Here is a 24,070-nt window from a genome sequence, read left to right on the forward strand (position 1 = left end):
CCTCATGCTGGTCTCCGCTGCCTTGACCAGCGTAGCACCTCACGTTCAAAAATCAACAACCCGCTCCCCTAGGGGAGCAACTCCACCAACCACAAAAATCAAGGAGTCTTACATGGCGCAATTCAAGCCCATGCTCGCCGGCGAAGCCGATGTCGCCAAGCTGGCCTACCCGGTGTACGCCAGCCCGAAGCTGGACGGCATCCGCTTCGTTGTGAAGGACGGCAAGCTGCTGACGCGTAGCCTGAAGGAAGTGCCGAACCGCCACGTGTTCAGGCAGTACAGCGACTTCCCTTACGACGGCCTGGACGGCGAGATGATCCTCGGCAACCCGACCGCGGAGGACTGTTACCGACAGACGAACAGCGCAGTCATGTCGCACCATGGTGAGCCGGACATCAGCATGTACGTGTTCGACCTGCACGACACGGACCTCAACTACTTCGACCGCTACGAGATGCTCCGTGAACTGGTGCCGAGCCTGCAGAAGGATGCGCCGCGCATCGAGCTGCTGGAGCAGAAGCTCATCAAGAGCGCGGACGATCTCCTGGCGTACGAGGCCAAGCTGCTCGAAGAAGGGCACGAGGGCGTGATCGTCCGCGGCCTCAACTCGCCGTACAAATACGGCCGCAGCACCGCGAAGGAGGGCTACCTCCTGAAGCTCAAGCAGTTCAAGGATGCCGAGGCGGTGATCGTCGGCTTCGACGAACTCATGCACAACGCCAACGAGGCGACAAAGAACGAGCTTGGCCAGACCGAGCGCTCGATGCACGCCGAGAACCTGGTGCCGATGGACACGCTCGGCGCCTTGGTTGTGCGCGACGTTGAGACGCAGATCCAGTTCAAGATCGGAACCGGCTTCACCGCAGAGCAGCGCAAGCTGTTGTGGACCCGCCGGCACGACCTGGGCGACCAGCTCGTGAAATACAAGTTCTTCCCGGTTGGTGTCAAGGTGGCGCCGCGCCATCCGGTGTTCCTCGGTCTGCGCAGCCCGCTTGACATGTAAACCAAGTTTGACCTAGTCTTTGGGTGCCGGCGCTCGCCGGCACCTCATCTCCGACAACAAAAATAAAAGTGGAGAGTCACATTGCGCATCGCGCTCATAGGGGCGTTGTCCCTATCCCTCGTTGCCTGCTACCTCGTGTCCCCGATCGGTGAGATCGGACGCGCGTGTTCGGCGGGCGCAATCCAAGCAGCATACACAGAGGGCTTCACCGCCGGGGGGCGTGTGGGCACAGCCAGGCCGCCGGCCGGCTCTCTAGCGATGGACGCTGCTTGTACCCAATGGTGGTTCGGCGCCGACTCGCTCGCAGAAGCGAAGAAGCGAATGTGCCGCCGCTAACCGAAGAACTCGGGCATCCGATCCGGGAACTTTCTAGTCAGATCTAAGGATTAATTCCGCAATGTCTCAAAAATATCAAGTCATCGTTCAAGCCTCGGAACAAGGTGTGCAGGTCTGTATGGCGGAGGGTCCCTGTCGTGGTGCACTCGTCGGCTACGCCGAGCAAGCACAGCTGAAGGATGCCACTGTCTTGTCGGACGGCCGTGTGGTCGGCCACATGGTGGCGATGTGGGGCCTGGAACTGATCAATGAAAATCTGGACGACTTGTCCACGTTGTCGCTCTCTCTGCGTGGCGCCTTCCGACTTGGTCGGCTGCGAGTGACCCCGGAGAAGCAAGTGCGCTACCGCAGCCTGCTCGTCGAGTCGACTCCGAGCGGCTGCACGATGCGAGCCGAAGCATGAACCCGGGCGATCCGGTAACCGAGGAAGGGGCGCCGTGGCGGTACGACGACACCGCGCCCCGAGGACGAAAAGTATCCCTCCTCACGGTGGGTGGGGTGATGGTGCAAGGAACTTGGAAGGGAGGTCTGGGAGAATTCTTCATCGCCTGGCAGCCGCTCCCGAAGCGCGACAAAGTGGCGGAGTCCTTGCTTTTCAATAAAACTGGGCGATAATTACGAAACTTAGGAGTTAGTCAGTGATGAACAATGTGTTCTCAGTTTCCGATCTCATCGGTAAATCTGCGCGGGTTCGACCCGGCAGCTTGATCTGGTCCGCATACCACCCCGACGACGCAACTGGCATGAAGGACGGCGCCATTGCCGGCATCGGTATGTACTTCGGGCAGAATGGCCTCGCGCACTGGAATATCGCATGGAGCCTTTCCCCTCGGCTGCAGGGACCCAAGGCGCCGGCCAACCCGGACAAGGAACCGTTTCAGACGTACTTCCTACTGCAGCACCTCATCGACAAGGATCTCGGCGGCATGCCGCTCACCGACTTGGCCGGCTGTATGACGTTGAAGCAGTTTGTAGAGCTTGCCCAGCAGCATCCAGAGGACCCGGATCGGTGGATGCGGGCAGAGCACTGGCCGGGGGGCTTCAACCCTCACAAGTGGATTGAGGACCTGAAGCGCCTAGCCTGATCTCCGCAGAAACCAGCCATCCAATAACAAGAATAAAGGCTGAATATGGAAACAACGGCACTCGACCGTGTGCTGGACCGGTATAAATTGCCGTTTACGCCACACGGTTACCAAAGTGATTGCGTTCTCGAACTAGCACCGATGGACCGCGCCGGCCTCTACGCAGAGGTCGGCTGCGGGAAGACGGTGATGAGCACGCTGCTTGCGCTGATATGGGGCGGCGGTGAGGACGCCGTGGTGATGGTAGTGATGCCGCCGATTCTGCTGACGTCCTGGCGACGCTGGCTTGAGTCGGTAGGCAATGTGGACGGTATCCTGGTGTATAAGGGCTCCCCCAAGGAGCGGGCAGCGCTGCCAGTGCGTCAAGCGAAGTGGGTGCTCTGCAGCATGCAGATATTTAAAAACGACTTCGAGCGTTTGCGCCGCGAGTTGCACGGAAAGCGGGTCATCGGAATCGTGGACGAGGCGACGAGCATCAAGAATGTCGGCTCTGATAACCACCGGAAGGTGGCGCTGTTCTTTGACGGCCACAAATTAATGCTGCTGACTGGCACTCCGTTGTCAACGCCCGGGGATGCTTACGCGTATATCAAGCTGGTCTCATCGGGCATCTACCGTAGCAAAACCCAATTCGAAAATATCCACGTGGAGGAGCGGGATTTTTTCAACAACATAGTGAAGTGGCGGAATCTGGAGTTGATGAACCAAAACCTGATGCTGAACAGCATCCGTGTCCTGAAGGAGGATGTGCTGAAGCACCTGCACTCCCCGGTATATGTGCCACTGCACTACGAGCTGGATGACTCGCACCTAGCGCTGTACCGCACGCTTGCTGAGGAACAGGTGCTATTGCTGGAGCAGGGCGGCAAGATCGACGCCACCTCGGCGCCTCGCTTGTACACGGCGCTGCAGCAGATCGTAGTCAACTGGGATTACTTCTCTGGTGACGACAAGGTCAGGCCGGCAATCCTGGACGTCATTGATAACGTGGTCGAAGAGATAGGCTTGGGCAAGGAGGGCGCCAGCAAGCTGCTCATCTTTGCTAACTACAAGCTGACAAATCGAAAGTTGATGACCTACTTGCAGAAATACAAGCCGGCTGTGTTCTACTCCGAGATTAGCCCAGCCAAGCAGGCAGAGCACGTCGATAGGTTCCTGAACGACCCTGAGTGCCTCGTCGCCATCGCCAACCCGTTGTCGGCCGGCATGGGTCTCAATTTCCAAGGCGTCTGTTGGGAGGTCCTCTTCGTAGAGGAGCCGATTGTCCCCAAAGACTTTCACCAAGCGGTTGGTCGCGTCTATCGCGATGGCCAGCAACATGTCCCAACCGTGCGCCTTGCAATTGCGGAGGGCACCATCCAGCACAGACTTCATGCCAACCTCCTTGAGAAAGACGCCCTGGTCAACAGGGTCCAGCGGGGATTCCAGGATCTCCGAGAGGCCATCCATGGCCGATAAGCCAAAGTACACCCGAGAGCCGGCCGTGGACGAGGCGGCGCAGGTTGAGACGATGGTCAAGGCCGACACGGCGGTCTTTCAGCTGTTCGAGAAGCTGCCGATCCCGGTGCGCTTTGCTGCCTTCTACAACCGAAAGTTTGTGGTGTGGAAGGTGCGCAAAGATAAGTCGCCGGAAGTTCTGGCGGTACCTGTCGTCACAGAGATCGAGGCATCGCTGGCGGCCGGTATCCGGGTCCGACTGAGAGACGTTGAGCGCGGAATTGACCAATGGGCAGTGCATACGCCCCGACCGCTTGGTTCGTATCCGCTCCTCATCTGGGTGCCGCACGAGCAGACAATAGTTTGGCGCGAGAAGGTGAAGAATGGGAAGGTTGACTACGACCTTACCTTCTCCTTGGTCTCGCGGCAGCCGTCGAATCCGTCCAAGTTTAGGAACCCAGGCAAGACATACATGGCCGAGCTGAACTCGTTCAAGTCCTACTACCCGGAGTTTGCTGATGTAAACTTGTAACCCTTCAGCAGTACCAGCCACCTAAAACAAAAATTAAGGCTGCGATGAGTAAATACCACTACTACCAACCGGTGGGTGGTGAGGAAACGTGGAAGCTCTGCCTAGCATCAGACCTTGATCGCGTCCTCGCTAAACACCCGATGTTCATGACGGTCCTCGCGGTCAGTCAGGACGTCGACGACTCCTTCAAGAAGCGGGAGGACTTCGACGCTCTGAAGTATCTCGGGCCGTTCTATCTGGACTTCGATGGCCCGGACATCGACACCGTCTCCAAGCAGGCGCTCAAGCTCCTGAGACATCTTGAGACAGAGATGGACGTCAATATGAACAGCCTCTCCCTCTACGCCAGTGGTGGGAAGGGCTTTCACGTTGAGATCCCGATCGAGACCTTCCTGCCAAAGGCGCCCAAGGAAGGAATCCAATTTCTCCCCCAGATATACCGCGAGATGGCCTACTCCATCTTCGTGGATACGCTCGACCTGCGCGTCTACACCGCGCGGAAAGGGCGCATGTGGCGCGTGCCAAATGTGCTTCGCCCGAACGGGAAGCACAAGGTGCCGATCACCTGGGATGAGATGCAGCGTATGGACGCTGACCTCTACGCCGACCTGACCTCTCGCAAGCGGGAGTTCATGGCGGCACCGGAGCGCCCGTGGGTAAGCGCAGGCTTGACGGCGCTCTATGACAAGGCGCTCAACAAGATCACCAAGGGCAGCAAGGTCCGGCGCAAACACGTCGACGGCAAGCTCAAGGCGGACTGGTCGCGCTTTGACGCCGGAGTCGCCCCCTCAGTCGCTGCGCTGCTGCAAGGCGAGGGCCTGAAGGACACGGCCGGCTGGAACGACATCACGATGCAGCTGGGCATCCTTGCGGCCGAGCTTGGTTGGACCGAGGATGAGCTCGTAGAGCGGGCCAAGCTGCTCACCGAGAAGCACGTAGGGGAGCGTTACCGCACGAAGAACCAGCGCGAGGAGCGGTTGCGGTTCATGTGGCACTACATGAGCGACAACCCCTGCTATGCATTCGGCGCCCAGCCGATCATGAAGCTGATGGCCATCAAGTGCATCGACCTTGAAGGCCTCATCGACGACACCGTCGAAGAAGAAGTGCAGGAATCCGTCAAGGCGCACGAGGCCCGGGTGGCAGCCAAGGCAGCCGGCGACGAGCCGGAGGCAGCTGAGGATACGAAGACTGTCGCTGACGACCCGCTGGCCAAGGCGGTCGAGATGCGCTCCACCGGCATCTGGGTGAAGGGCGACGAGGAGATGAAGCCGGTCAGCTCACTCGCCTTCAAGGACGTCATCGTCCTGCACGAGCTGAGCCGACCGAAGGAAAACCTCGGGTTCGAGGCGGACGTCTACTCTGACGGCGTTTTCCAGGAGCGCAAGATCATCCCGATGACGACGTTCCAATCCAAGCAGCATTTCACCATTCTCGCGTTGCGGTACATGAACGTATTCAACGGCACTGAACAACACGTAGGAGCTATTATGCGGCGCCTTAAAGCCGAGGCCGAGGCCAACGGCGGGATCTACTACACGACCGACCGCGAAGGCCTAGACCTGGTCAACATCCCTCACGCAAAAGAGGTGGAGCTGCAGAAGCCATTCCCGATCTGGGCCAGTTTCGCCGGAGTGACCGTGCCGGAGAAGTACCAGAAGCTGGGCGCGAACCTGCGCTACAAGGGCTACCCGCACGAGCGGGGCCTGTTCCGTTCGGACATCATGCATGCCCCGGACATCGAGACGCTGAAGGCGGACCCGAAGACGTTGGAAGTGCTTCAGGCCCTACTGACCTGTCAGCAGCCAGAAGTCATCGGCCGCCTGGTGGGCTGGTTCACCGCGGCGAACTTCCGCATGTTTTTTCACCACGGCTACGAAGAGTTCCCGCTGCTGCACGTGAACGGCCCGGCCGGCGCAGGCAAGACTGCGATGACCCACCTGCTGATGTCGCTCTTCTACTTCCGCGAGGAAGTGAAGGCGCTCACGCCAACGGCCACCAAGCACGCGTTCCGCGAGTACCTCTCAGCGTCGGCTTCGATCCCGTTCATCTTGGACGAGTACAAGCCGCACGAGATGACAGCGGACATGGCTGACTACCTGCGCACGCTGCTGCGGGCCGCCTGGAACGCACAGCAGCAATCGGCCGGCGGCGGCTCACAGGGCAGTGCAGACGTCCGCACGCTGAACGAGAAGAAGTTCTCAGCGCCGGTCGTGTACATTGCCGAGGCGCTGGTGACCGAGTCGGCCACGGCCGAGCGTAGCGTGGCAGTGACGGTGACCAAGCCGCCGCTCTCCACGTACGCCGAATGGTTCCGCCGCTTCAACCTGGTACGAGACAATAGCGAAATCGTCTCGGCGCTTGGTCGCCGCATCACCGAGTGGGCATACCAGCACAGCCTTGACGACGTGAAGGCGACCTTCGACCCGCTACGCAATCGCATCCTTGCGGAGATGGGGCCGGGCGCCGTGGACGCGGAGGGCAAGCCGCTGACGAGTCGTTTGAATGCTCGCCCAGTGCACGCCTACAGCGTGACGTTCTGGGGCTTGCAGGCGTTCCGCCATGTGGTCGAGGATGTGTTCGGTAAGGGCACGCTGGCCACGGAGTTCGACCGCTTGGAGTCCTCATTCTGGACGCGCGTGCAAGAGTCCCAGACCGCGGTGATGGCCGAGGCGGACAAGGTGCTGTCGATGCTCACGTTCATGAGCAACGAGCGCGACGTCCCTGACATGTGCGCGATCCGTAAGGGCGTGGAGTACGTGTTCGCCAAGCTGGGTGAGCGCGATGCAGTCCACCTCAGCATGCGGTCGGCCTACTTGCGTTACAGCCAATACTGCAAGCAGCGCGGTGAGCGCCCGCTCTACCCAAGCGAGACGGCGTTCATCCATGCAATGCAGAGTCATAACGCGTTGCTGGCCGCCGAGTCGGACAAGTTGGCCGGCGTGCGAACAGTGTTCGTGTTCGATGCCGAGCAGCTCGAACGCAATGGCGTCGGTTCATTCAAACACTAGGAGGAAATCGTTTGACGTAAATTCCAAGTTTGATATACTTCTTCTCAGCCGGGCACCTGTCCGGCCTCTGAAAATTTTCTGACACTTATAAGAATTAAGGAAAATCATCATGGCACTGAAACGCAACCCCAACGCATCGTTCGAAGACACCGAAGGCTCCACCGTGGCAGCTGACGCCGCGGACGCTGGTATGGACACCGGTTCGACGACTCCCGCTGCTGACGCTCCCGCATCCCCGGCAGCCAAGGTCGCAGCCACCACGGCAATCGCCCAAGCGCAATCGACCGCTGTGTCGGCAAGCGTCAAGCGCATCGCCCCGGTGCTGACCGAGCTGAAAGACGCGGTGCGCGTCGACTGGGACACGCTGGAGCGTCTGGTGGCCGGTACCGGTACCATCGACGACGGCGACGGCAAGTCGGTCGGCACCTGGATCAAGATGACGCTGATGTCCTTCCAGGACACCTACGAAGTCGTGCCGGGCTCGCAGGACGACGATGCGAAGAAGTATGTCCGCTACTCGGAAGACGGCGTCAACCTGCGCGACAGCGGCACCACGGTCGCCGCCTACCTCGACGAACTGCGCGAGATGGGCTACGACAAGGCGGCCCTGAAGCACAAGAACATCCTGGTGGGCATCCTGGACGAGACCGAGAAGGGTTCCAACCTGGTCGGCGACGTGGTCCAGCTCTCGCTGTCGCCGCAGTCGCGCAAGACGTTCGAGCGCTACCGCCTGACGCGCACGGCCAAGGTCAACATGGGTCGCGCGCAAGCCGAAGGCTCCGAGGTGATCAAGATCACCGCGGAAGGCAAGCAGTTCGGTAAGAACAAGTTCACCCAGCTGACGGTGACCGGTGCCGACGAATAATCGGCCCGAGCAGTAAAGGAAACGAGCGCTTCGGCGCTCGTTTTCACACCTACCTACACAACAATAAAGGTGCAGCATGAGCTACCGCTTCATTCTGGCGGACACGGAAACCTCCGGCTTCGGCAAGGGGGGGTCCGGCGTCTGCGAGCTTGCGTTCGTCGAGCTTGATGAGCAACTGAACATCCTCGACCAGCAGTACAGCCTCATCGACCCCGAGGTCCCCATCAGCCCGTCGGCTTCCGGCGTGCACGGCATCACCAACGCCGATGTGCAAGACTCCCCGACGATGGCCGAGTTCTTCGAGATCATCTACGGCCGTCGCCTCACCGGCGACGTCGTGCTGATTGCGCACAACGTCGTGTTCGACAAGCCCTACATCGAACCGTACATCGACACTCTTGCCGGCGAGGTGTGCACCTTGCGCCTGGCCCGCAAGTACATCCCGGAAGCGCCTGACCACAAGCTGGCCACGCTGAAGTACTTCCTCAACCTCGACGCCGGTACCAGCCACCGCGCCGACGGTGACGTCCGCACGACCATCGACCTCCTGCGTCACATCGTGGCCCGCTCCGGCGCCAGCCTGTCCGACTTGGTCAAGCAGACGTCCGAGCCGATTTTCGTGCACACCATGCCCTTCGGCGCGCACAAGGGCTTGAACATCCGGGACATTCCGGAGGATTACCGCCGTTGGCTCCGCCGCAAGACGGACATCGACCCGGACCTGAAGTACACGCTGGCCCAGCTCGCGCTGGAAGGCCTGTAAGCAGTAAGACCTGCGCCCGCTACGGCGGGCCAGTGTAGTACCCAACCAATCCTTCGCTAAGAGAGGAGCACCAAATGTTGAAAGCATTCTCCAACAAGAAGACCGTGGACGGCGTTCTAGCCGCGTTTGCACAGACCATCGCGGATCTGGAGACGGTTCAGCGTGAGCAGCAAGCCAGCGCCGAGGCAGCCGAGCAAGCCCGTATCGAGGCCGAGGCACGCCGCGACGCGCACGAAGCTGAATCCCGCCGCGCCCGCGCAGTGGCCGACCAGATCAAGAACCTCATCCTGGGTTAAGCAGTACCCGCAGTACCCATCAAACCATAAGCCTTCACCAAGAAAGGTAACACCATGAAATTCGACCAATACGCACCCCTCGCCATCCGCACCGCCAAGCCGCTGGAGCGCAACGCACAGATCGAACACGCGCAAGTCGGCATCCTGACGGAAGTCGGTGAACTGGCCGACGCCTTCAAGCGCCACGTGATCTACGGCAAGCCGCTCGACGTGACAAACCTGGTTGAAGAAGTCGGCGACGTGTTCTGGTACGTCAACCTGCTGCTGAACGAACTGGGGACCCGCCCGCGCGTCATCGACCGCCTGATCGAGGACGCGTTGGAGGATGGCGAGGACGACGCGGCGGTGTCGGACCTGCGCCTGGTGTTGACGATCGGTGCCATGGCCGGGGCCATTGCGGCGCACCCGGACGGTGGCGTGTCGCCAGCAGAAGGCTGCAGCCTGCTCATCGCACTGCTGGTGCTGCTGCTCAAGCGCCACGGCCAGTCGGTCTACACGTCGCTGGAAGCGAACATCAACAAGCTGGCCGCCCGCTACGGTGACAAGTACAGCGACTACGCCGCGCTGACCCGCGACCTCGACGCCGAGCGCGAAACGCTGAACGAGGCAATCGGAGCCTAAACGATGCTGCCCGCAACGACGACTAAGAACCTGGTCGACGCTGTGGTCACATCGCTGGAGCGACAAGGGGTCGTGCGCGAGGCTGCGCACGCCTTTGTCGATCCAGGGGTGATCCAGTGGATCACGCCACCGCTCTCGCTGCCTGGTACGCTGGGCGGCGTTGCGGTATCCGACATCGCCAACATCGCACCGCCCTGCAAGCCGGAACTGTTAGACGAGTTCTGGCGCCGCAACCTGAGCCGCTTGGTCAACGGCTGGTCGGCGGCAGAGCACGGCACCTACCATAACGTGCCCAAGGTGTTTCGAAACATCCTGCCAGGCACATCCCGGTTCATGTTCTGCCCGCCGGCGTCGGATCTGGCCGAATATCCCGCCGTTCAATTCAGCATCGAGGTCGCACACGCGGCATCACGCTCGTTGACGATTGTCGACTCTGCTGATGCCGGCCGCGACTACTGGGTTAAGGCGGACACCGGCCACGTGTTCGGTGTGCGCGACGGCTTGCCGATCGCCGAGGAGGGCTACGCCGGCGAGCAGTACCCGACCGAGGTTGCCATGCTGCTTCACTCCCCCAGGGGAGACTACGCTGCCGGCCGGTACCCAAGCCAGCTCGACTATATCCGCAACTACGTCGACGACCACTACACCCAGTTCGACGAAGCGGAAGGGCTACTCACAGCTCTCGCGCTGCTGAAGACGTCGTTCTGGGAGATCGACCCGGCCGCACTGGTTCAACGCTTGGCTCGCAAGCCTGGCGCCGCTCCGATGCAGCGGGGTCGTCCTAGCGGTTCGTTGCGCAAACGGCTGAGGGCTGGGGAGCGGGTGCCAGAGTCGGAGCAGCGCATATTCGCTGAAGCTGTGGAGATGGTGGTCCGACTCTTCGACGTGGATCAGGCCCGCCTGCTGTCGCTCTACAGCAAGCTGGTCCCCAACTTTGTCTCTCGCCGCGAGTTCGTGGACTGGTTCTACAACCCGTTCGTCGCGCGGCAGGGGTACATGGTCAAGGCGGCCACGCAGCAGAAATACCTCGCCGGCCTCAGGCGAATCGCCGAGATGTACGACATGGAGATGCCCAGTGCAGACACGCAAGCACTCGATAGCTGAAGTGATCCTGAACACCGCAAGCGGCTTCATCCTCAGCTGCGTGGTCTGGGAGTTCCTTGTCAAGCCGATCTGGCATATCCAGACCAGCCACAGCGAGAACATTCAGATCACCCTGTTGTTCACCGTAGTATCCGTCGCCCGGTCTTACGCCTGGCGCCGGCTGTTTAACAACCATTCCACCAAAAATAATAATAAAGGAATGCACCATGAAGAAGCTCCCGCTGATCGGGTTCACCGGTAAGGCTGGTGTCGGCAAGGACACCGCTGCCTCGCGTCTGGTTCACGCGCATGGCTATGAGCGCTACGCTTTTGCATCGCCGATCAAAAGCATGCTGGGGGTTCTCGGCTTCCCCGAGCATCTGTTCACCGACCACGTCACGAAAGAGGCCGTCATCCAGGATCTCGGCTGCAGCTATCGCAAGCTGGCGCAGACGCTGGGCACCGAGTGGGGCCGCTCGATCCACCCAGAGTTCTGGCTGATCCAAGCGAAGCGGGTCTACGCACGGGTCTGCCGCGAGGAGCATGCAGCTGGCTTTGTCATCTCGGATGTTCGATTCGAGAACGAGGCGGAGTGGATTCGCAGCGAAGGCGGCACGGTCATCCACATCATGGGCCGAGAGACCACAGTGGACGGCACCGCGGCACAGCATGTGTCGGAGGGTGGGGTGATGTTCCACCCGGACAAGGACGTCCTGGTCGGCAACTCCGGCACGATCGGCGACTTGTTCAACTCGATCGACGCAACGCTGCAGGAGCTCGCAAATGTCTGAGCGCCACGCTGATCCGATCGACGCCGCAACCGACCTCGCCGAGGAGATGAACTCCCGGGCACTTGCCAACTTCCGCAAGCAGAACGTCCCGCAGACCCATCCGGACTTCGACGGCAAGACCTGCATCGACTGCGCCGATGACATCCCGGCGGTGCGCCTTGAACTGGGCCGCATCCGCTGCGTCGCCTGCCAAGGTGTGCTTGAGCGCAAACAGCGCAACCACTAACTTAGGAGTCAGTCATGAAACTCGTATTGGACATGTCGTCTATCCTCTGGCGTGCCTTGCTTGTCGGCAAGGACACAGAGTTCGGCTATGAGATCCCGGACCCGGAGAAGCCCGGCAAGCAGGTCTGGGTCAACAGCGCACAGCATGGCTACGAATGCGCCGTCAACATGCTGACCCGCATGATGGAGGAGACCGGCGCCAAGCCGATCGACACCATCATGGTGTTCGAAGGCATGCGCTCGAAGGCCATGCGCTTGCGCATCGACCCAGAGTACAAGGCCAACCGCGGCCAGCGCCCCAAAGAAATCAACATCGAGTTCAACAAGCTCATCAACATGATCGAGCGCGAGTGGCTCGACATGGGAGCGATCACCGCCCGCCAGGATATGGTCGAGGCTGACGATGTGGTCGCCTTCCTCGCCGAGAACCTGGAGGAAGACGTCGTGGTCTGTTCCTACGACGGCGACATGACGGTGCTCAACGGCGTCAACCAGTACGGCGCCAACGTGCAGGTGTGGATCGACGGCGTCGTCGGCGAGAACAAGTATGGCCCGTTCGACACCAAGTACGTCACGGTCTACAAGGCGCTGGTTGGCGACTCGTCGGATGGCATTAAGGGCGTCAAGGGCTTCGGCCCTGCCATGTTCGAGGAATTCGTCCGGAAGTACGGCGACGAGGGTCTGCAGGACATGATCGACTTGTTCACGACCAACCGCCTGGAGGAACTCTCCGACCACGCGGCAACGTGCAAGATCTGCGCACGGATCTCCGACCAGCGCGAGCAGGCCCAGCGCTGCTGGGATCTGGCCAAGATGCACCCCGAGTGGGTCAACGCCTTCAAGATCGGCAAGATCGAATGGAAGGCTGGCATGGTCAAGCAGTTGGAGGACAACACCGACGAGCGCCTGCGCAAGTACCGCGGCAAGGCACGCCTCGTCCACGCCGGCAACTATGACGCCGCCATGAAGTGGGCGATGCCCCTGATCCGCGCGTCGAAGGAGGTGTCGCTGGACATCGAGACGTCGACGCCGGAGGAGAGTGACGATTGGCTGGCGGCGAAGGCACAGCGCGATAAGGACGCCGATAAGGTCGACGTCTTCGGCTCGGAGCTCGTGTCGATGGGCCTGACGTTCGGCGACAACAACCAGTACACCCTGTACTTCACGACGCGGCACCTTGAGGAGGAGGGTGTGCCGAACCTGACGTCGGACCAGATCCGCAACGTGGTCGAGAGCATCCCTCAGTCGATCCCGATCGTCATCCAGAACCTCGCGTTCGAGTTGACGGTGCTTCACCAGGAGTGGGGCGCTGAGATGGCCGACAACGGCTACCACGGCTTCCTGCCGAACTGCCTCGACACGAAGATCGAAGCGTCGTATGTGGACGAGAACCGTCCGCTTGGTCTGAAGCAGTGCTCGAAGTCGATCCTTAGCTACGACCAGACGTCGTATCAGGAAACCACGACGAAGGAAGGCCTGGTGGGCACGCTGCCACCGGGCGGCAAGCTGTTGGCCACGTTCGACGTGACCAACACAATCAAGGAGCCGGTGTACGCCGCCGGCTTCGAGGATCAGCCGGGGGAGTTGCTGGAGCCGGGCGAGTTCGAGGTGGTCCCGCACGAGCGTCGTCAGTACAAGATGCACGAGCTCACGGCCTCCGAGGTCTTTGACTACGGCACGGACGACACGATCTGCACGATCGCACTGCATAACTACTATAAGGTGGTGATGCAGATCGAGCACACGTGGAACGTGTACAAGCAGGTCGAAATTGCCCCGGCCTACCTCACGGCGCTTGCGTACGTGCAAGGCACGCCGATGTCGCTGGAGAAGATGCGCGAGCTGGAGCGCGGGGATGATGAGGTCTACGACAAGTCGTGGGCTGTGGTCCGTGAGTTCCTGATTAAGGCTGGCTGGGACGGCTCGGTGCCTCCGGCCTACGGCGTTGACATCACGCCAGCGCAGGTGAAGGAGGCGTTTGCTATCGTCTTCGACCGCCCGCTGGACACGATGATGCGCAAGATCGACAAGCTGGTGGCTTTCATCAAGGCGGAGGAGGGGGGCGAGACGTTTGCGACCATGCTCGCTGGTGTGACGGACGAAGCCGGGGCGCAGCGTTTCACAGACTATGTGCGTGTTCATTTCAAGGGCGAACCGGACTTCAACACCGGCAGCCCGAAGCAGCTGCAGCGGTTCATGTATGAGACGATGGGCTTGCCCATTCGCCTCTTCAACAAGCCCACCGACAAGATGCGCCAGGAGGGCAAGAAGCAGGGCACGCCGAAGACCGACGACTTGGCCATCCAGTACGCGCTGAAGTACGACGCCCCGGAGAAGCCCGAGATCGAGCCGGTCCTTGACGCGTTCCGCCTCATGAAGATGGTGCAGACCCGCCGCGGCCTTTACTACAAGCCCTACGCGGTGGCGGCACACTGGAAGGACGGCTTGCTCCACCCGAACCACAACCAGTGCGCAACCAATACGCGCCGGTACTCGGCGAGCGATCCTAACGACCAGCAGCTGCCGAAGCATCCGAAGGCGACCGGCGAACCGGCTCGCTTCCGGGAGGTCTACGTGCCGCACAAGCCTGGCGCCGTGGTGGTGTCGCTCGACTTTAACTCGCAGGAACTGAGGGTCATCGCCGACTACAGCCAGGACGCCAACATGCTGGCCTGCTACGTCGGTGACAACCTGAAGGACATGCACTCCCTGACGGCGCTCGGGATTGTGCGCCGTCGGGAGGCGGACAAAGCCGACTGGTCCTACGAGACGTTCATCGGTGCGCTGCAAGACGGGCCGCTGAAGTCGGAGATGAAGACCTACCGGGCGCTGGGCAAGAAGACCAACTTCACGACCGAGTACGGCGCGATGGCTCCCAAGCTGGCGCAGACGCTGCTGGTGTCGGAGGAAGAAGCTCAGTCGTACATCGACGCAAAGCTGGAAGCGTTCCCAGACGTGCAGCCGTGGAAGGACTCGGTCATCGAGGAGGCTCGCGCGAAGGGCTTTGTCACGACCATGATGGGCGCCCGCCGCCACCTTGCCGAAGCGCTTGAATCGGACGACGGCTACGAGCGTAGCAAGGCTGATCGTCAGGGGGTCAACTTCAAGGTGCAGGGCTCCTCGGCCGAGATGACCAAGATGGCCATGGGTCGCATGTGGAAGGCAGGCATCCCCTTCAAGTACGACTGCCGCTTTATCGCACCGATTCATGATGAAGTGGTCTGGTCGGTGATGCTCGACCAGCTCCTGCCGTTCCTGAAGGATGTGCATGCCTGCATGGTGGCGCCGTACGCCAATATGAAGGTGCCCATCGTCTCGTCGATCTCGTTCGGCCCCTCGTTCGGGGAGCAGATCGAAATTGGCGAGGAGCCGACGGCTGAGGCGGTGGAGGCCGGCTTGGTCGAGTACCGCAAGCTGATGGCGAAGGTAGCAGAAAAGGCTGCAGTAGCAGCGTGATATAAACCCGGGGCGGCACAATGCCGCCCCAAACATAACAATAAGAGTTCATCCATGAACCAAGACGTTATCCGCCTCCTCGACCACGGCCATGTTCGCCTGGTCGAACACATGGGCTCCGATCTCTCGATCGTCCGCAATGCTCGCGTCTCTTACGACGCCGAGTGGCGCACAGGCGAGGACGAGGGCAAGGACGCGAAGCTCCTCAATTACCTGGTCAAGAATCGTCACACGAGCCCGTTCGAGTCGGTGACTTTCACCTTCGACGTCAAGGCGCCGATCTTCTGCCTCCGGCAGTGGCACCGCCACCGCACCTGGGCATACAACGAGATCTCTGCCCGCTACGCTGAGCTGCCGGAGGAGTTCTATGTGCCGATCCCCGCCGACATCACGATGCAGTCGACGGACAACAAGCAGATGCGGACCGACGAACAGCACCCGCATTCGGACGTAATCGCTGACATGATTCGCATGTCCTGCGAAGACTCTTTCAAGATCTATCACGAACTGCTCGAAATGGGCTGCCCCCGCGAACTGGCCCGCGCCGTGCTGCCTCTTGGCACGTACAGCCACATGTTCGCCACGGTGAACCTGCACAACCTCATGCACTTCCTCTCCCTGCGCTTGCACTCGCATGCGCAGAAGGAGATCCGCGTCTACGCCGAGGCGATGTTCCAGCTGATTGAGCCGCTCGTGCCGGTGTCGGTCGCGGCGTTCCGGGAGCATCGCTTGGGGGCGGCCGGAGCGACCCAGTGAAACGGGGCGCCTACTACAACGAGATCGACCCCTACGCCGCACAGTGGCTGCGCAATCTGATTGCCGCTGGCCACATCGCGCCTGGTGATGTTGACGAGAGAGATATTCGAGATGTTCAACCTAATGACTTGCGCGGCTACGCTCAGTGCCATTTCTTCGCGGGCATTGCTGTCTGGTCGTATGCCCTCCGGCAAGCCGGCTGGGACGATGATCGGCCCGTCTGGACTGGTTCCTGCCCTTGCCAACCTTTCAGCTCGGCAGGCGCGGGACTGGGCTTTGTTGACGAGCGGCACCTCTGGCCAGACTTCTACCACCTCATCCGCGAGTGCCGCCCTCCAATCGTCCTTGGAGAGCAAGTTGCGTCAAAAGACGCAGACCCTTGGGTCGACCTTGTACAAACTGACATGGAAGCCGTGGATTACGCCTTCGGGGCGCAGCCGTTCCCGGCTGCGGGCGTCGGTTCGCCGAATATCCGCGACCGACTCTACTGGGTGGGCGACGCCCGCAGCCAGGGACTACCGGTTTGCGAACGCCCGGCCCTGGTCAGAGCGGGGTGGTGGCAAGAAGGGCGAGCAACTGAACAACCAAGTGGTGCATCTGGCGGGCTGGCCGACGCCTACGCAGGCGGATGCGGTGCGCTCGCCGTCGCAGGACTTCACCACGCCAAATCTGACGCTGAATCATGCGGGTGTCTTGGCGGGCTGGCCGACGACCCGATCGGCGGACGGGGAGAAGAACGTCCGGACGCTGGAGGGTTCGCTGCGGGAGATCGAACGCAAGGGCTCGCCGCAGGACCTCTGCCAAGCGGCGCAACTTGCCGGCCCGGCCCGACGAACGGCTTCTGGGCAGATCCTGACTGGCTCTTCTGCCGGGATGGAAAGTGGAGGCCAGTTGAATCCGGCACATTCCCGCTGGTTGATGGCGCTCCCTCCCGAGTGGGACGCTTGCGCGCCTATGGCAATGCCATCAACGCGGAAGCGGCGATCGCTTTCGTAGAGTCGGTGATGTAAAGCAGGACGGGACGCTTCGGCGTCCTCGTTCCACCAAAACAATAAGAGGACGCTATGCAAGCTCCCACTGAAACGAACAACCCACCCCTCACCGACGACGACAAGCCCGTTCTGGTGCTGGAGATCTGCACCAAAGAGGGTGTTCATTTCCACGACACGCCGACATCGCTGTTCGACGTGATGCTATCCGACTACGTCAACCGCAATGGCCCAGTGTCGCTCCGTGCGTTGCCGGCAATCGCGCGCAACGTGGCGATCGGACTACTGGAAATCCTTGATGACGGGGGCCTGTATGACGTGGCCGAATGCCTGCTCGATGCGGACGGCGACTACATGGTGGTCGATACAGGGGAAGGCTTTGTCACCTACTGCGTCGAGAACGGATTGACGCTAAAGGCAGTACCCAGTTCGCTGAACTGATCCAACTGAATCGCACAAAAACAATAACAAAGCGATCATGTCAAATTCGGAAAAATCGACATACAACAAGAGCCCCGGCCAGCGCGGCAAGTGGGCTGAGGACAAGGTCCGCGACCTGCTGAAGAAGCTCGGCGAGGAGAGCGCCTTGTTCGACTGGGAGCGCATCCTGGATGCGCGATCGGCCGGCGGCCGATTCCGCTCGCAGATCGGGGACTTCGCGGTGTTCATGCCGAAGCTGCACGGCGTGATCGAGGTCAAGGAGGTCGACCACGACTACCGACTGCCCCATAAAAACTTCGACACCGAGGCGATCGGCAAGCTGTACAAGCGCCAACTTGCCGGCGGCAAGGTCTGGATCGTAGTAGCCCACAAGCGTAGCGCCTGGCGCTTGGTTCCTTTCGAGGTATTCCGGACGCGCACCGGTGGGTCGTGGGACCTGCGGGAATTCCCGACGTACGCCAAGCTCCAGGATTTTCTGGAGCCTGAGCTGAGAGCTAGGCTTAACGAGCTGAGGGGGTAAGTATGCGATGGTCTTGGCCGATGCAGATTGCGGCTGGAGATGTGTTCAGCGAATGGACCGTGCTTACCGCTGCGACAGCGGTAAGCACGACCAAGATCGCTTGCCGCTGCTCTTGCGGGACGGAGCGTCAGGTTCAAGCCTCGTCGCTCCAGTATGAAATCAGCACCAACTGCGGCTGCGCCCGGCGTCGCCACACCGCGGCGTTAGGCAAGTCGCAGACGAAGCACGGAATGTTTGGCACTCGCACCTACGCTTCCTGGAGCGCAATGCGTGATCGCTGCGCCAACCCGAAGTCGAAGGACTACGAGAACTACGGCGGCCGGAGCATAGCAGTGTGCGCGCGTTGGAAGAATTTCGAGGCGTTCTTAGCCGACATGGGCGAACGCCCGGCTGGAAAGACGCTCGAACGGCGCGAGGTCAACGGAGACTACACCCCCGAGAATTGCAAATGGGCTACGCCCATAGAGCAAGCCCTAAACCGCCGGACCACCCGCTGGTTGAGAGTGGGTGGCGAGCAGGTCTGCCTCGCTGAAGCGGCACGCCGACTCGGCTGGAGCGGATCTGGTCTAGCTAGTCGACTCGCGAAGTTGCCTCTCACCGAGGCACTCATAACAAATCCAAGGAGGTCAACATGAAACCGCTTTACGTCCTTTCAGATGTGCACATCGGTGTTACCCGCAGCGCCGGCACGACGCCCACCTCGGCCTATGCCCTGCGCCAGCAGATCATCGAGCGTTTCGGAGAACTGCTGGTAGAGAACGTCCGCGACGCCGACCTGCTGATCAACGGCGACCTGTTCGACGAATACCAGATCCCCCTGCACGACCTGTCGAAGACGTACATGCTGCTGAGCGGCTGGTTCACCATCAACCCGGAGTCGCACCTGTACCTCGGCTTGGGAAATCATGACCTTAGCAAGGACTCGACCAAGCTGTCGGCCGCTGAGTTCCTCGGCCGCTTGCTTGAGCAGGGGTTCTCGGAGCGGGTCACGGTGATCAAGGGCGCGCAGCCTATCCGCGACAACATGTACGTCATCAGCCATGTCCCCAACCAAGACCTGATGGACATGGAACTGGAGAATGTGCCAGACGGGACGAGCTATCTGTTCCTGCATGCCAACTACAACAACGGCTTCGCGCAGCAGAGCGACCACAGCCTGGACGTCTCCGAGGAGCAAGCCCGCAAGCTGGCGCAGCGCGTTGGCACGATCGTCTTCGGCCACGTCCACCAGTACGAGTACCACATGCTGGGCCGCCCCAAGGGCTCGACGCCGGCGGTGTTGGTCGTAGGCAACCAGATCCCCAGCTCGGTCGCGGACTGCCTGGGCAACGACGAGAAGTGCGGCCTGCGCATCACCGGCGCCGGCGTCGAGCTTGACCCGGTGTGGTTCGCCGAGCAGGACTTCGCACGAGTCCAGTGGGACGATCTGCCGTCGTACCAGGGCGACGCCAACTTCATCCGCGTCGAAGGAAAGGCCGATGCCGCGCAGGCTGCCGACGTCATCAGCCTGATCTCGAAATTCCGCTCGAAGTCGCCGGCCTTCGTCATCACCAACGCCGTCAAGATCGGCGAGACCGACATCGGTGAAGACCTGCAGATCACCGCCGAGGATGTGCGCAGCTTCGATGTGCTGGGCGCCGTGCTCGAACTGCTGACGCCCGAGGAAGGCGAAGTTGTGAAGAACCTCTTGGAGAAGCACCATGTTGAATAAGCTGACGCTGAAGAACTTTCGCAAGCACGAAGACCGCGTCCTCGACTTCGGTCAAGGCGTCAACGCTCTGCGCGGCCTGAACGAGGCCGGCAAGAGCACGATCTATCAGGCGATCTCCTACGCGCTATTCGGCGCCCGGGCGCTGCCGCAGTCTCTCGACGAGGTCGTCACGCACGGCAAGCCGGTCAACAGCTTGAAGGTCGAGCTCGAATTCGCTTTCGACGGCACGACCTACACCGTGACGCGCGGCAAGTCCGGCGCTGAAATCAACTTCGACGGCGAGAAGATCACCGGCCAAACCGAGACGGTGAAGTTCGTCGAGCGCCTGCTGGGCACGACGGCGGACACGGCCGGCAAGCTGATGCTGGCCAACCAGAACGCAATCCGCGGTGCGCTGGAAGGCGGCGCGAAGGAGACGATGGCACTCATCGAGAGCCTTGCCGACTTCGACTTGATCGACCGCATCATCACGCTGATCCAGACCCACTTGCCGTCCGGCAACACCAAGGCGGTGGAGGAGCGCGTCTCGACGCTGGCCACCATGCTTGCCGAGAAGCAAGCCGGGGTAGAGGCGGAGAAGCCTGATACGGCGGTGGTCGAGGCCGACATCGAGTCGCTGCAGTTCAAGGCGGCCGACGCCGCAGGGGCGCAGGCGGGCTACAAGGCGCAGCGTGCCGCGCTCGACGCCGAGGTGACCGAGTCCGAGCGCTACGTGGCAACCATGAGCCGCCTGCCGGCACAGATCGAGGCGATGCGCACTCGCGTCGACCAGGAAGCGGCGACCATCCGCCGCTTGACCGGCGAGGCCAAGTGCGACGTGACCGACGCCCAACTGGACGAGGCTCGCGCTGGCATCGAAGCGAACAACCAGGTCGCTGCCCGCATCCGCGCCCACAAGGAGGTCACCGGGCTGGTGTACCCGGAGGACGTCTGGGACGAGGACGAAGACAGCTTCCACGCCTTCGTGGCCGGCGAGCGCAAGAAGCAAGCCGACGCCAACGCCAAGATCGCCGAGATCAAGGGCGAGATCCGCGCGCAACTGGCCATGAAGATCACCCAGTCGGCTTGCGGCCTGTGCGGCAAGGATCTGGAGAACGTGCCGGAGGTGGTCGCGAAGAACACCGCGATCGAGGCCAAGGTGAAGGCGCTGGAGGCTGAGCATGTTCAGTTCGGCGCCGTGACGCGCGAGGCCGGTGAGAACTTGGCGGCCTGCGAAGGGATCGCCGCGGCGGCCCGTAAGATCCACCCGGTGATCGACCGCAATGCTGAGTTCGTCACGGTCGATCGCTCGAACTACCCGGCCCGCGCGGCTTGGAAGGGTGATGTGCCGACGGCGGACCTGACCGACTGGGCGGGCAAGCTGCGGGGGCTGGAGGCCACGGTCAAAGCGGCGCAGGTCGCTCAGGGCCGGCTCGATGCGGCGAAGGAGAGCCATGCCAAGCTGGTCAAGGAGCTCTTTGACCTGACCGAGGCTTGGGAGGCCGCCGAGCCGAAGATCGCAGAGCTTGAGGCAGGCGTGCTGGCTACCTACCGCAAGCTGGTGGTCGACGAGCAGGCTGCGATCGAGACCGCGCGGGAAGTGGATGTTCAGTTGCGCGGCCTGCGCGCGACGCTTGCCCAGGCAGAGGCGGTCTACAAGGAACGCCTGAAGGCGGTCGAGTTGCTGGAGCAGCAGCTGGCGGCGGCCAAGGTCGAGCTGGAGCAGATGAACTTCAACTCCACCCTGATCAAGAAGATCCGGGCAGCCCGCCCGGTGATCGCTGACAAGCTGTGGAACGTGGTGCTGGCAGCCGTGAGCCGCTACTTCTCGCAGATCCGCGGCGTGCAGTCGACGGTGACCCGGGCCGACAACGGCTTCAAGGTCGACGGCCAGGCTGTCGAGGGCCTGTCCGGCTCGACGCTGGACGCGCTTGGCCTCTCGATCCGCATCGCGCTGACCAAGACCTTCCTGCCGGCCGCGCGCTTCCTGCTGCTCGATGAACCGGGAGCGGCCATGGATGACGGGCGCGAGTCCGCCATGCTGGGCACCGTCGCCGGCTCAGACTTCTCGCAGGTTCTGCTCATTTCCCACAACGACTTGGTCGACTCGTTCGCCGACCACCTCATCGCTGTTTAACCCAAGGCGGGCTTGGCCCGCTTCCTATAGGACGAAGAAAATGAACAACAACCAACCAGTCCGCCGCCGCTATTTCATTGTTGAAGGTGCCGAAGGCGAGCGCGTCAAGGCGGATGCCTTGGCGATGGCGAATGCCCACCGCCTGCGCAGGCTGAAGGTAGAGAAGGACTACGGAGCAGACGGCTTGATGCTCGGTCGTGACAGCCAGCCGTACGCACTGCTGTTCCTTGAAGGGCGGCCGGCGCCGGAAGGTACCAAGGAGACAGGCCGCCACTCAGAGAAGGGGGAGTGCTACGTCGAGTACCGGCCGATGAAGAACCGCAAGGCGGGCAAGCAGTTGGCTGCGGACCTGCTCGCCGTGGGCGGCTTCAACGGATCGGACTTCATCCTGCGGCGTTTCGACGCTGGTGCCTACATCCCGAGCGGCCGAAGCCTGGCGGTCTCGACGGCAGGCATCGTCGATGGCGTTGTGGTTGTTCAGGTCCCGGAGAGCGCCACCGAGCCATTCACGCCGCCGGCTTGCTTCCGCGAGATCAAGAAGTCCGAGTACGTGGCCCTGACGGAGGAGTGATGCGCCGCTTGGTCATCGTTCTCACGCTCGCGCTTGCTGCCTGCAAGCCGAGCATCAGCCTGCAGTCCGAGGAGTGGCAGTGCACGAAGCAAGGCATCGTCCCCAGCGACACAGTTGGGCCGCGCGGCATACTCCTGCCGGGCAAGCGCACCGGCTGCACACAATGGACCCGCTTCTGACGTAACACCAAAACAACAATAAGAGGAACTTTAAAGTGCCCACCTTCAACCAAGAACTCACCGCCGGCAACGTTAAAGCGGCCATGAAGGAGGCCGGCGCATCGTCCGGCGACCTGTGGCGCGTGCAGCGCGACCAAATCAAAGTCCTGCCCAACTTCAACGTCCGCATCCGCAACGAGGAACACCGCGCCCAGGTGCGGCTGCTGGCCGACTCCATGCTGGCCAACGGATACCACCAAGACAAGCCGCTGGCCGGCTACGTGGCGGTCGAGGACGGCGCAAATGTGATTTACGTGACCGACGGTCACACCCGGCTCGAAGCGGTTGACCTCGCTAACAGCGAAGGCGCCGAGATCAACATCCTGCCTGTCGTCACCAAGCCGAAGGGCACGACGCTCGAAGACATTACCGTGGCGTTGGTGACCAGCAACGCTGGCCGCCACCTGCAGCCGATCGAAGTCGGCGAGGTGTGCAAGCGCCTGGTTGGCTACGGCTTGGACGAGCCGGCGATCGCCAAGCGCTTGGGCCTGACGACGCCGTACGTCGGCGAGCTCCTGACCTTGGCCGGCGCCTCGAACCGCATCCGCAAGCTGGTGGCTGAGGGCAAAGTCTCGTCAACCTTGGCCATGGCCACCATGAAGAAGCACCCCGAGCAGGCCGCTGAGAAGCTGGAGCAGGCCGTCGCCAAGGCCGCGGGCGAGGGTAAGGACCGCGCCACGGCGAAGCACTTGCCGAAGGCTGAACCGAAGCCCAAGGCGGTGAAGCTGTCGGCGCTGGAGCAGCTGACCGCGCTCCACGCGGGGATGCTGGAGGACAACCCGTACTGCTACTTCGAACTGGCTTACACGCGGAAGACCGAGTGGATGGTGTGGATCACGAGCAAGCCTGCTGAGGACGACCCGGACCGTAAGGTCATCGCGCAGGGTCAGGGCTGGACGCAGGAGGAAGCCTGCAAGGCGGCGCTGGCCAGCTACGCCGAGGCGGTGCAGTAATGGCGAACATCAAGGTCCTGCCTGCGCGTATCGAGGCTCGCGCAACCATGACACTCACCGAGTCTGAACTGCGCGCCCTGGAGGCACTTGTCGGCTACGGTGACGACGCTTTCATCAAATGGTTCTACAAGGACATGGGTGAGCACTACATGAAGCCGCACGAAGCCGGCCTCCGTTCGCTGTTCGCGTCAGTCCGCGCACAAGTGCCGCCGATCCTGCACCGCGTGGACAAGGCCCGAGCCGCGTTCAACGGCATCTGATCACCGGCGCCGCAGCGGCCCTGCGGCAACC

Annotated in this window: 25 protein-coding genes; all 25 read left to right on the plus strand. The window is 61.6% G+C overall.

Annotation, left to right across the window (positions count from 1 at the left end):
- Window positions 1-112 precede the first annotated feature (112 nt).
- Window positions 113-1,003, plus strand: a complete 891-nt coding sequence (locus AC07XB_RS00550) for an ATP-dependent DNA ligase (protein ID WP_492828484.1) — start codon at window positions 113-115, stop codon at window positions 1,001-1,003.
- A gap of 397 nt (window positions 1,004-1,400) precedes the next feature.
- Complete coding sequence (locus tag AC07XB_RS00555; RefSeq protein WP_492828486.1) at window positions 1,401-1,742, plus strand: hypothetical protein; 342 nt, start codon at window positions 1,401-1,403, stop codon at window positions 1,740-1,742.
- A gap of 238 nt (window positions 1,743-1,980) precedes the next feature.
- Complete coding sequence (locus AC07XB_RS00560; RefSeq protein WP_492828488.1) at window positions 1,981-2,424, plus strand: hypothetical protein; 444 nt, start codon at window positions 1,981-1,983, stop codon at window positions 2,422-2,424.
- 45 nt (window positions 2,425-2,469) lie between these two features.
- The gene (locus tag AC07XB_RS00565) at window positions 2,470-3,882 is read left to right on the plus strand and encodes an SNF2-related protein (protein WP_253927145.1); all 1,413 of its coding nucleotides are present in this window, start codon (window positions 2,470-2,472) and stop codon (window positions 3,880-3,882) included.
- Complete coding sequence (locus tag AC07XB_RS00570) at window positions 3,872-4,393, plus strand: hypothetical protein (protein WP_253927146.1); 522 nt, start codon at window positions 3,872-3,874, stop codon at window positions 4,391-4,393. The genes AC07XB_RS00565 and AC07XB_RS00570 overlap by 11 nt, the downstream gene beginning before the upstream one ends.
- A gap of 44 nt (window positions 4,394-4,437) precedes the next feature.
- Entirely contained in the window at window positions 4,438-7,404 is a 2,967-nt protein-coding gene (locus AC07XB_RS00575) for a hypothetical protein (RefSeq protein ID WP_492828490.1), read from the plus strand.
- Between the two features lie 109 nt (window positions 7,405-7,513).
- Window positions 7,514-8,269, plus strand: coding sequence for a hypothetical protein (locus AC07XB_RS00580; RefSeq protein WP_492828492.1), 756 nt, complete (start codon window positions 7,514-7,516; stop codon window positions 8,267-8,269).
- A gap of 76 nt (window positions 8,270-8,345) precedes the next feature.
- The gene (locus AC07XB_RS00585; protein ID WP_492828494.1) at window positions 8,346-9,032 is read left to right on the plus strand and encodes a putative quorum-sensing-regulated virulence factor; all 687 of its coding nucleotides are present in this window, start codon (window positions 8,346-8,348) and stop codon (window positions 9,030-9,032) included.
- Between the two features lie 74 nt (window positions 9,033-9,106).
- Window positions 9,107-9,328, plus strand: a complete 222-nt coding sequence (locus tag AC07XB_RS00590) for a hypothetical protein (protein WP_253927150.1) — start codon at window positions 9,107-9,109, stop codon at window positions 9,326-9,328.
- A gap of 54 nt (window positions 9,329-9,382) precedes the next feature.
- On the plus strand, window positions 9,383-9,949 hold the full coding sequence (locus tag AC07XB_RS00595) for a MazG nucleotide pyrophosphohydrolase domain-containing protein (RefSeq protein ID WP_492828496.1): 567 nt from the start codon (window positions 9,383-9,385) through the stop codon (window positions 9,947-9,949).
- A gap of 3 nt (window positions 9,950-9,952) precedes the next feature.
- Entirely contained in the window at window positions 9,953-11,053 is a 1,101-nt protein-coding gene (locus AC07XB_RS00600) for a hypothetical protein (protein WP_492828498.1), read from the plus strand.
- Complete coding sequence (locus AC07XB_RS00605) at window positions 11,025-11,294, plus strand: DUF7220 family protein (RefSeq protein ID WP_492828500.1); 270 nt, start codon at window positions 11,025-11,027, stop codon at window positions 11,292-11,294. The genes AC07XB_RS00600 and AC07XB_RS00605 overlap by 29 nt, the downstream gene beginning before the upstream one ends.
- Window positions 11,260-11,823: a deoxynucleotide monophosphate kinase family protein gene (locus AC07XB_RS00610; RefSeq protein WP_492828502.1), complete on the plus strand. Its 564-nt coding sequence runs from the start codon at window positions 11,260-11,262 to the stop codon at window positions 11,821-11,823. Before AC07XB_RS00605 ends, AC07XB_RS00610 begins: the two co-directional genes overlap by 35 nt.
- Entirely contained in the window at window positions 11,816-12,049 is a 234-nt protein-coding gene (locus AC07XB_RS00615) for a TraR/DksA C4-type zinc finger protein (protein WP_492828504.1), read from the plus strand. The genes AC07XB_RS00610 and AC07XB_RS00615 overlap by 8 nt, the downstream gene beginning before the upstream one ends.
- Before the next feature lie 14 nt (window positions 12,050-12,063).
- The gene (locus AC07XB_RS00620) at window positions 12,064-15,504 is read left to right on the plus strand and encodes a DNA polymerase (protein ID WP_492828506.1); all 3,441 of its coding nucleotides are present in this window, start codon (window positions 12,064-12,066) and stop codon (window positions 15,502-15,504) included.
- A 54-nt stretch (window positions 15,505-15,558) separates the two neighbouring features.
- Window positions 15,559-16,260 (plus strand): FAD-dependent thymidylate synthase, encoded by a 702-nt coding sequence (gene thyX / locus AC07XB_RS00625; RefSeq protein WP_492828507.1) that lies wholly within the window; start codon window positions 15,559-15,561, stop codon window positions 16,258-16,260.
- Complete coding sequence (locus AC07XB_RS00630; RefSeq protein ID WP_492828509.1) at window positions 16,257-17,270, plus strand: DNA cytosine methyltransferase; 1,014 nt, start codon at window positions 16,257-16,259, stop codon at window positions 17,268-17,270. The genes thyX and AC07XB_RS00630 overlap by 4 nt, the downstream gene beginning before the upstream one ends.
- 54 nt (window positions 17,271-17,324) lie before the next feature.
- Complete coding sequence (locus AC07XB_RS00635; protein ID WP_492828511.1) at window positions 17,325-17,690, plus strand: hypothetical protein; 366 nt, start codon at window positions 17,325-17,327, stop codon at window positions 17,688-17,690.
- Between the two features lie 37 nt (window positions 17,691-17,727).
- Window positions 17,728-18,210 (plus strand): hypothetical protein, encoded by a 483-nt coding sequence (locus tag AC07XB_RS00640; protein WP_492828513.1) that lies wholly within the window; start codon window positions 17,728-17,730, stop codon window positions 18,208-18,210.
- A gap of 631 nt (window positions 18,211-18,841) precedes the next feature.
- Window positions 18,842-19,921, plus strand: a complete 1,080-nt coding sequence (locus AC07XB_RS00645; protein ID WP_492828515.1) for a metallophosphoesterase — start codon at window positions 18,842-18,844, stop codon at window positions 19,919-19,921.
- Entirely contained in the window at window positions 19,911-22,037 is a 2,127-nt protein-coding gene (locus AC07XB_RS00650; RefSeq protein WP_492828517.1) for an AAA family ATPase, read from the plus strand. Before AC07XB_RS00645 ends, AC07XB_RS00650 begins: the two co-directional genes overlap by 11 nt.
- A gap of 40 nt (window positions 22,038-22,077) precedes the next feature.
- Window positions 22,078-22,608, plus strand: a complete 531-nt coding sequence (locus AC07XB_RS00655; protein WP_492828519.1) for a hypothetical protein — start codon at window positions 22,078-22,080, stop codon at window positions 22,606-22,608.
- Window positions 22,609-22,616: 8 nt separating this feature from the next.
- Window positions 22,617-22,787, plus strand: a complete 171-nt coding sequence (locus AC07XB_RS00660) for a hypothetical protein (RefSeq protein WP_492828521.1) — start codon at window positions 22,617-22,619, stop codon at window positions 22,785-22,787.
- A 35-nt stretch (window positions 22,788-22,822) separates the two neighbouring features.
- The gene (locus AC07XB_RS00665) at window positions 22,823-23,779 is read left to right on the plus strand and encodes a ParB/RepB/Spo0J family partition protein (protein ID WP_492828523.1); all 957 of its coding nucleotides are present in this window, start codon (window positions 22,823-22,825) and stop codon (window positions 23,777-23,779) included.
- Window positions 23,779-24,039 (plus strand): hypothetical protein, encoded by a 261-nt coding sequence (locus AC07XB_RS00670; RefSeq protein WP_492828525.1) that lies wholly within the window; start codon window positions 23,779-23,781, stop codon window positions 24,037-24,039. Before AC07XB_RS00665 ends, AC07XB_RS00670 begins: the two co-directional genes overlap by 1 nt.
- Window positions 24,040-24,070: the final 31 nt, after the last annotated feature.

The organism is Cupriavidus sp. GW821-FHT02F09 (genome assembly GCF_059421605.1).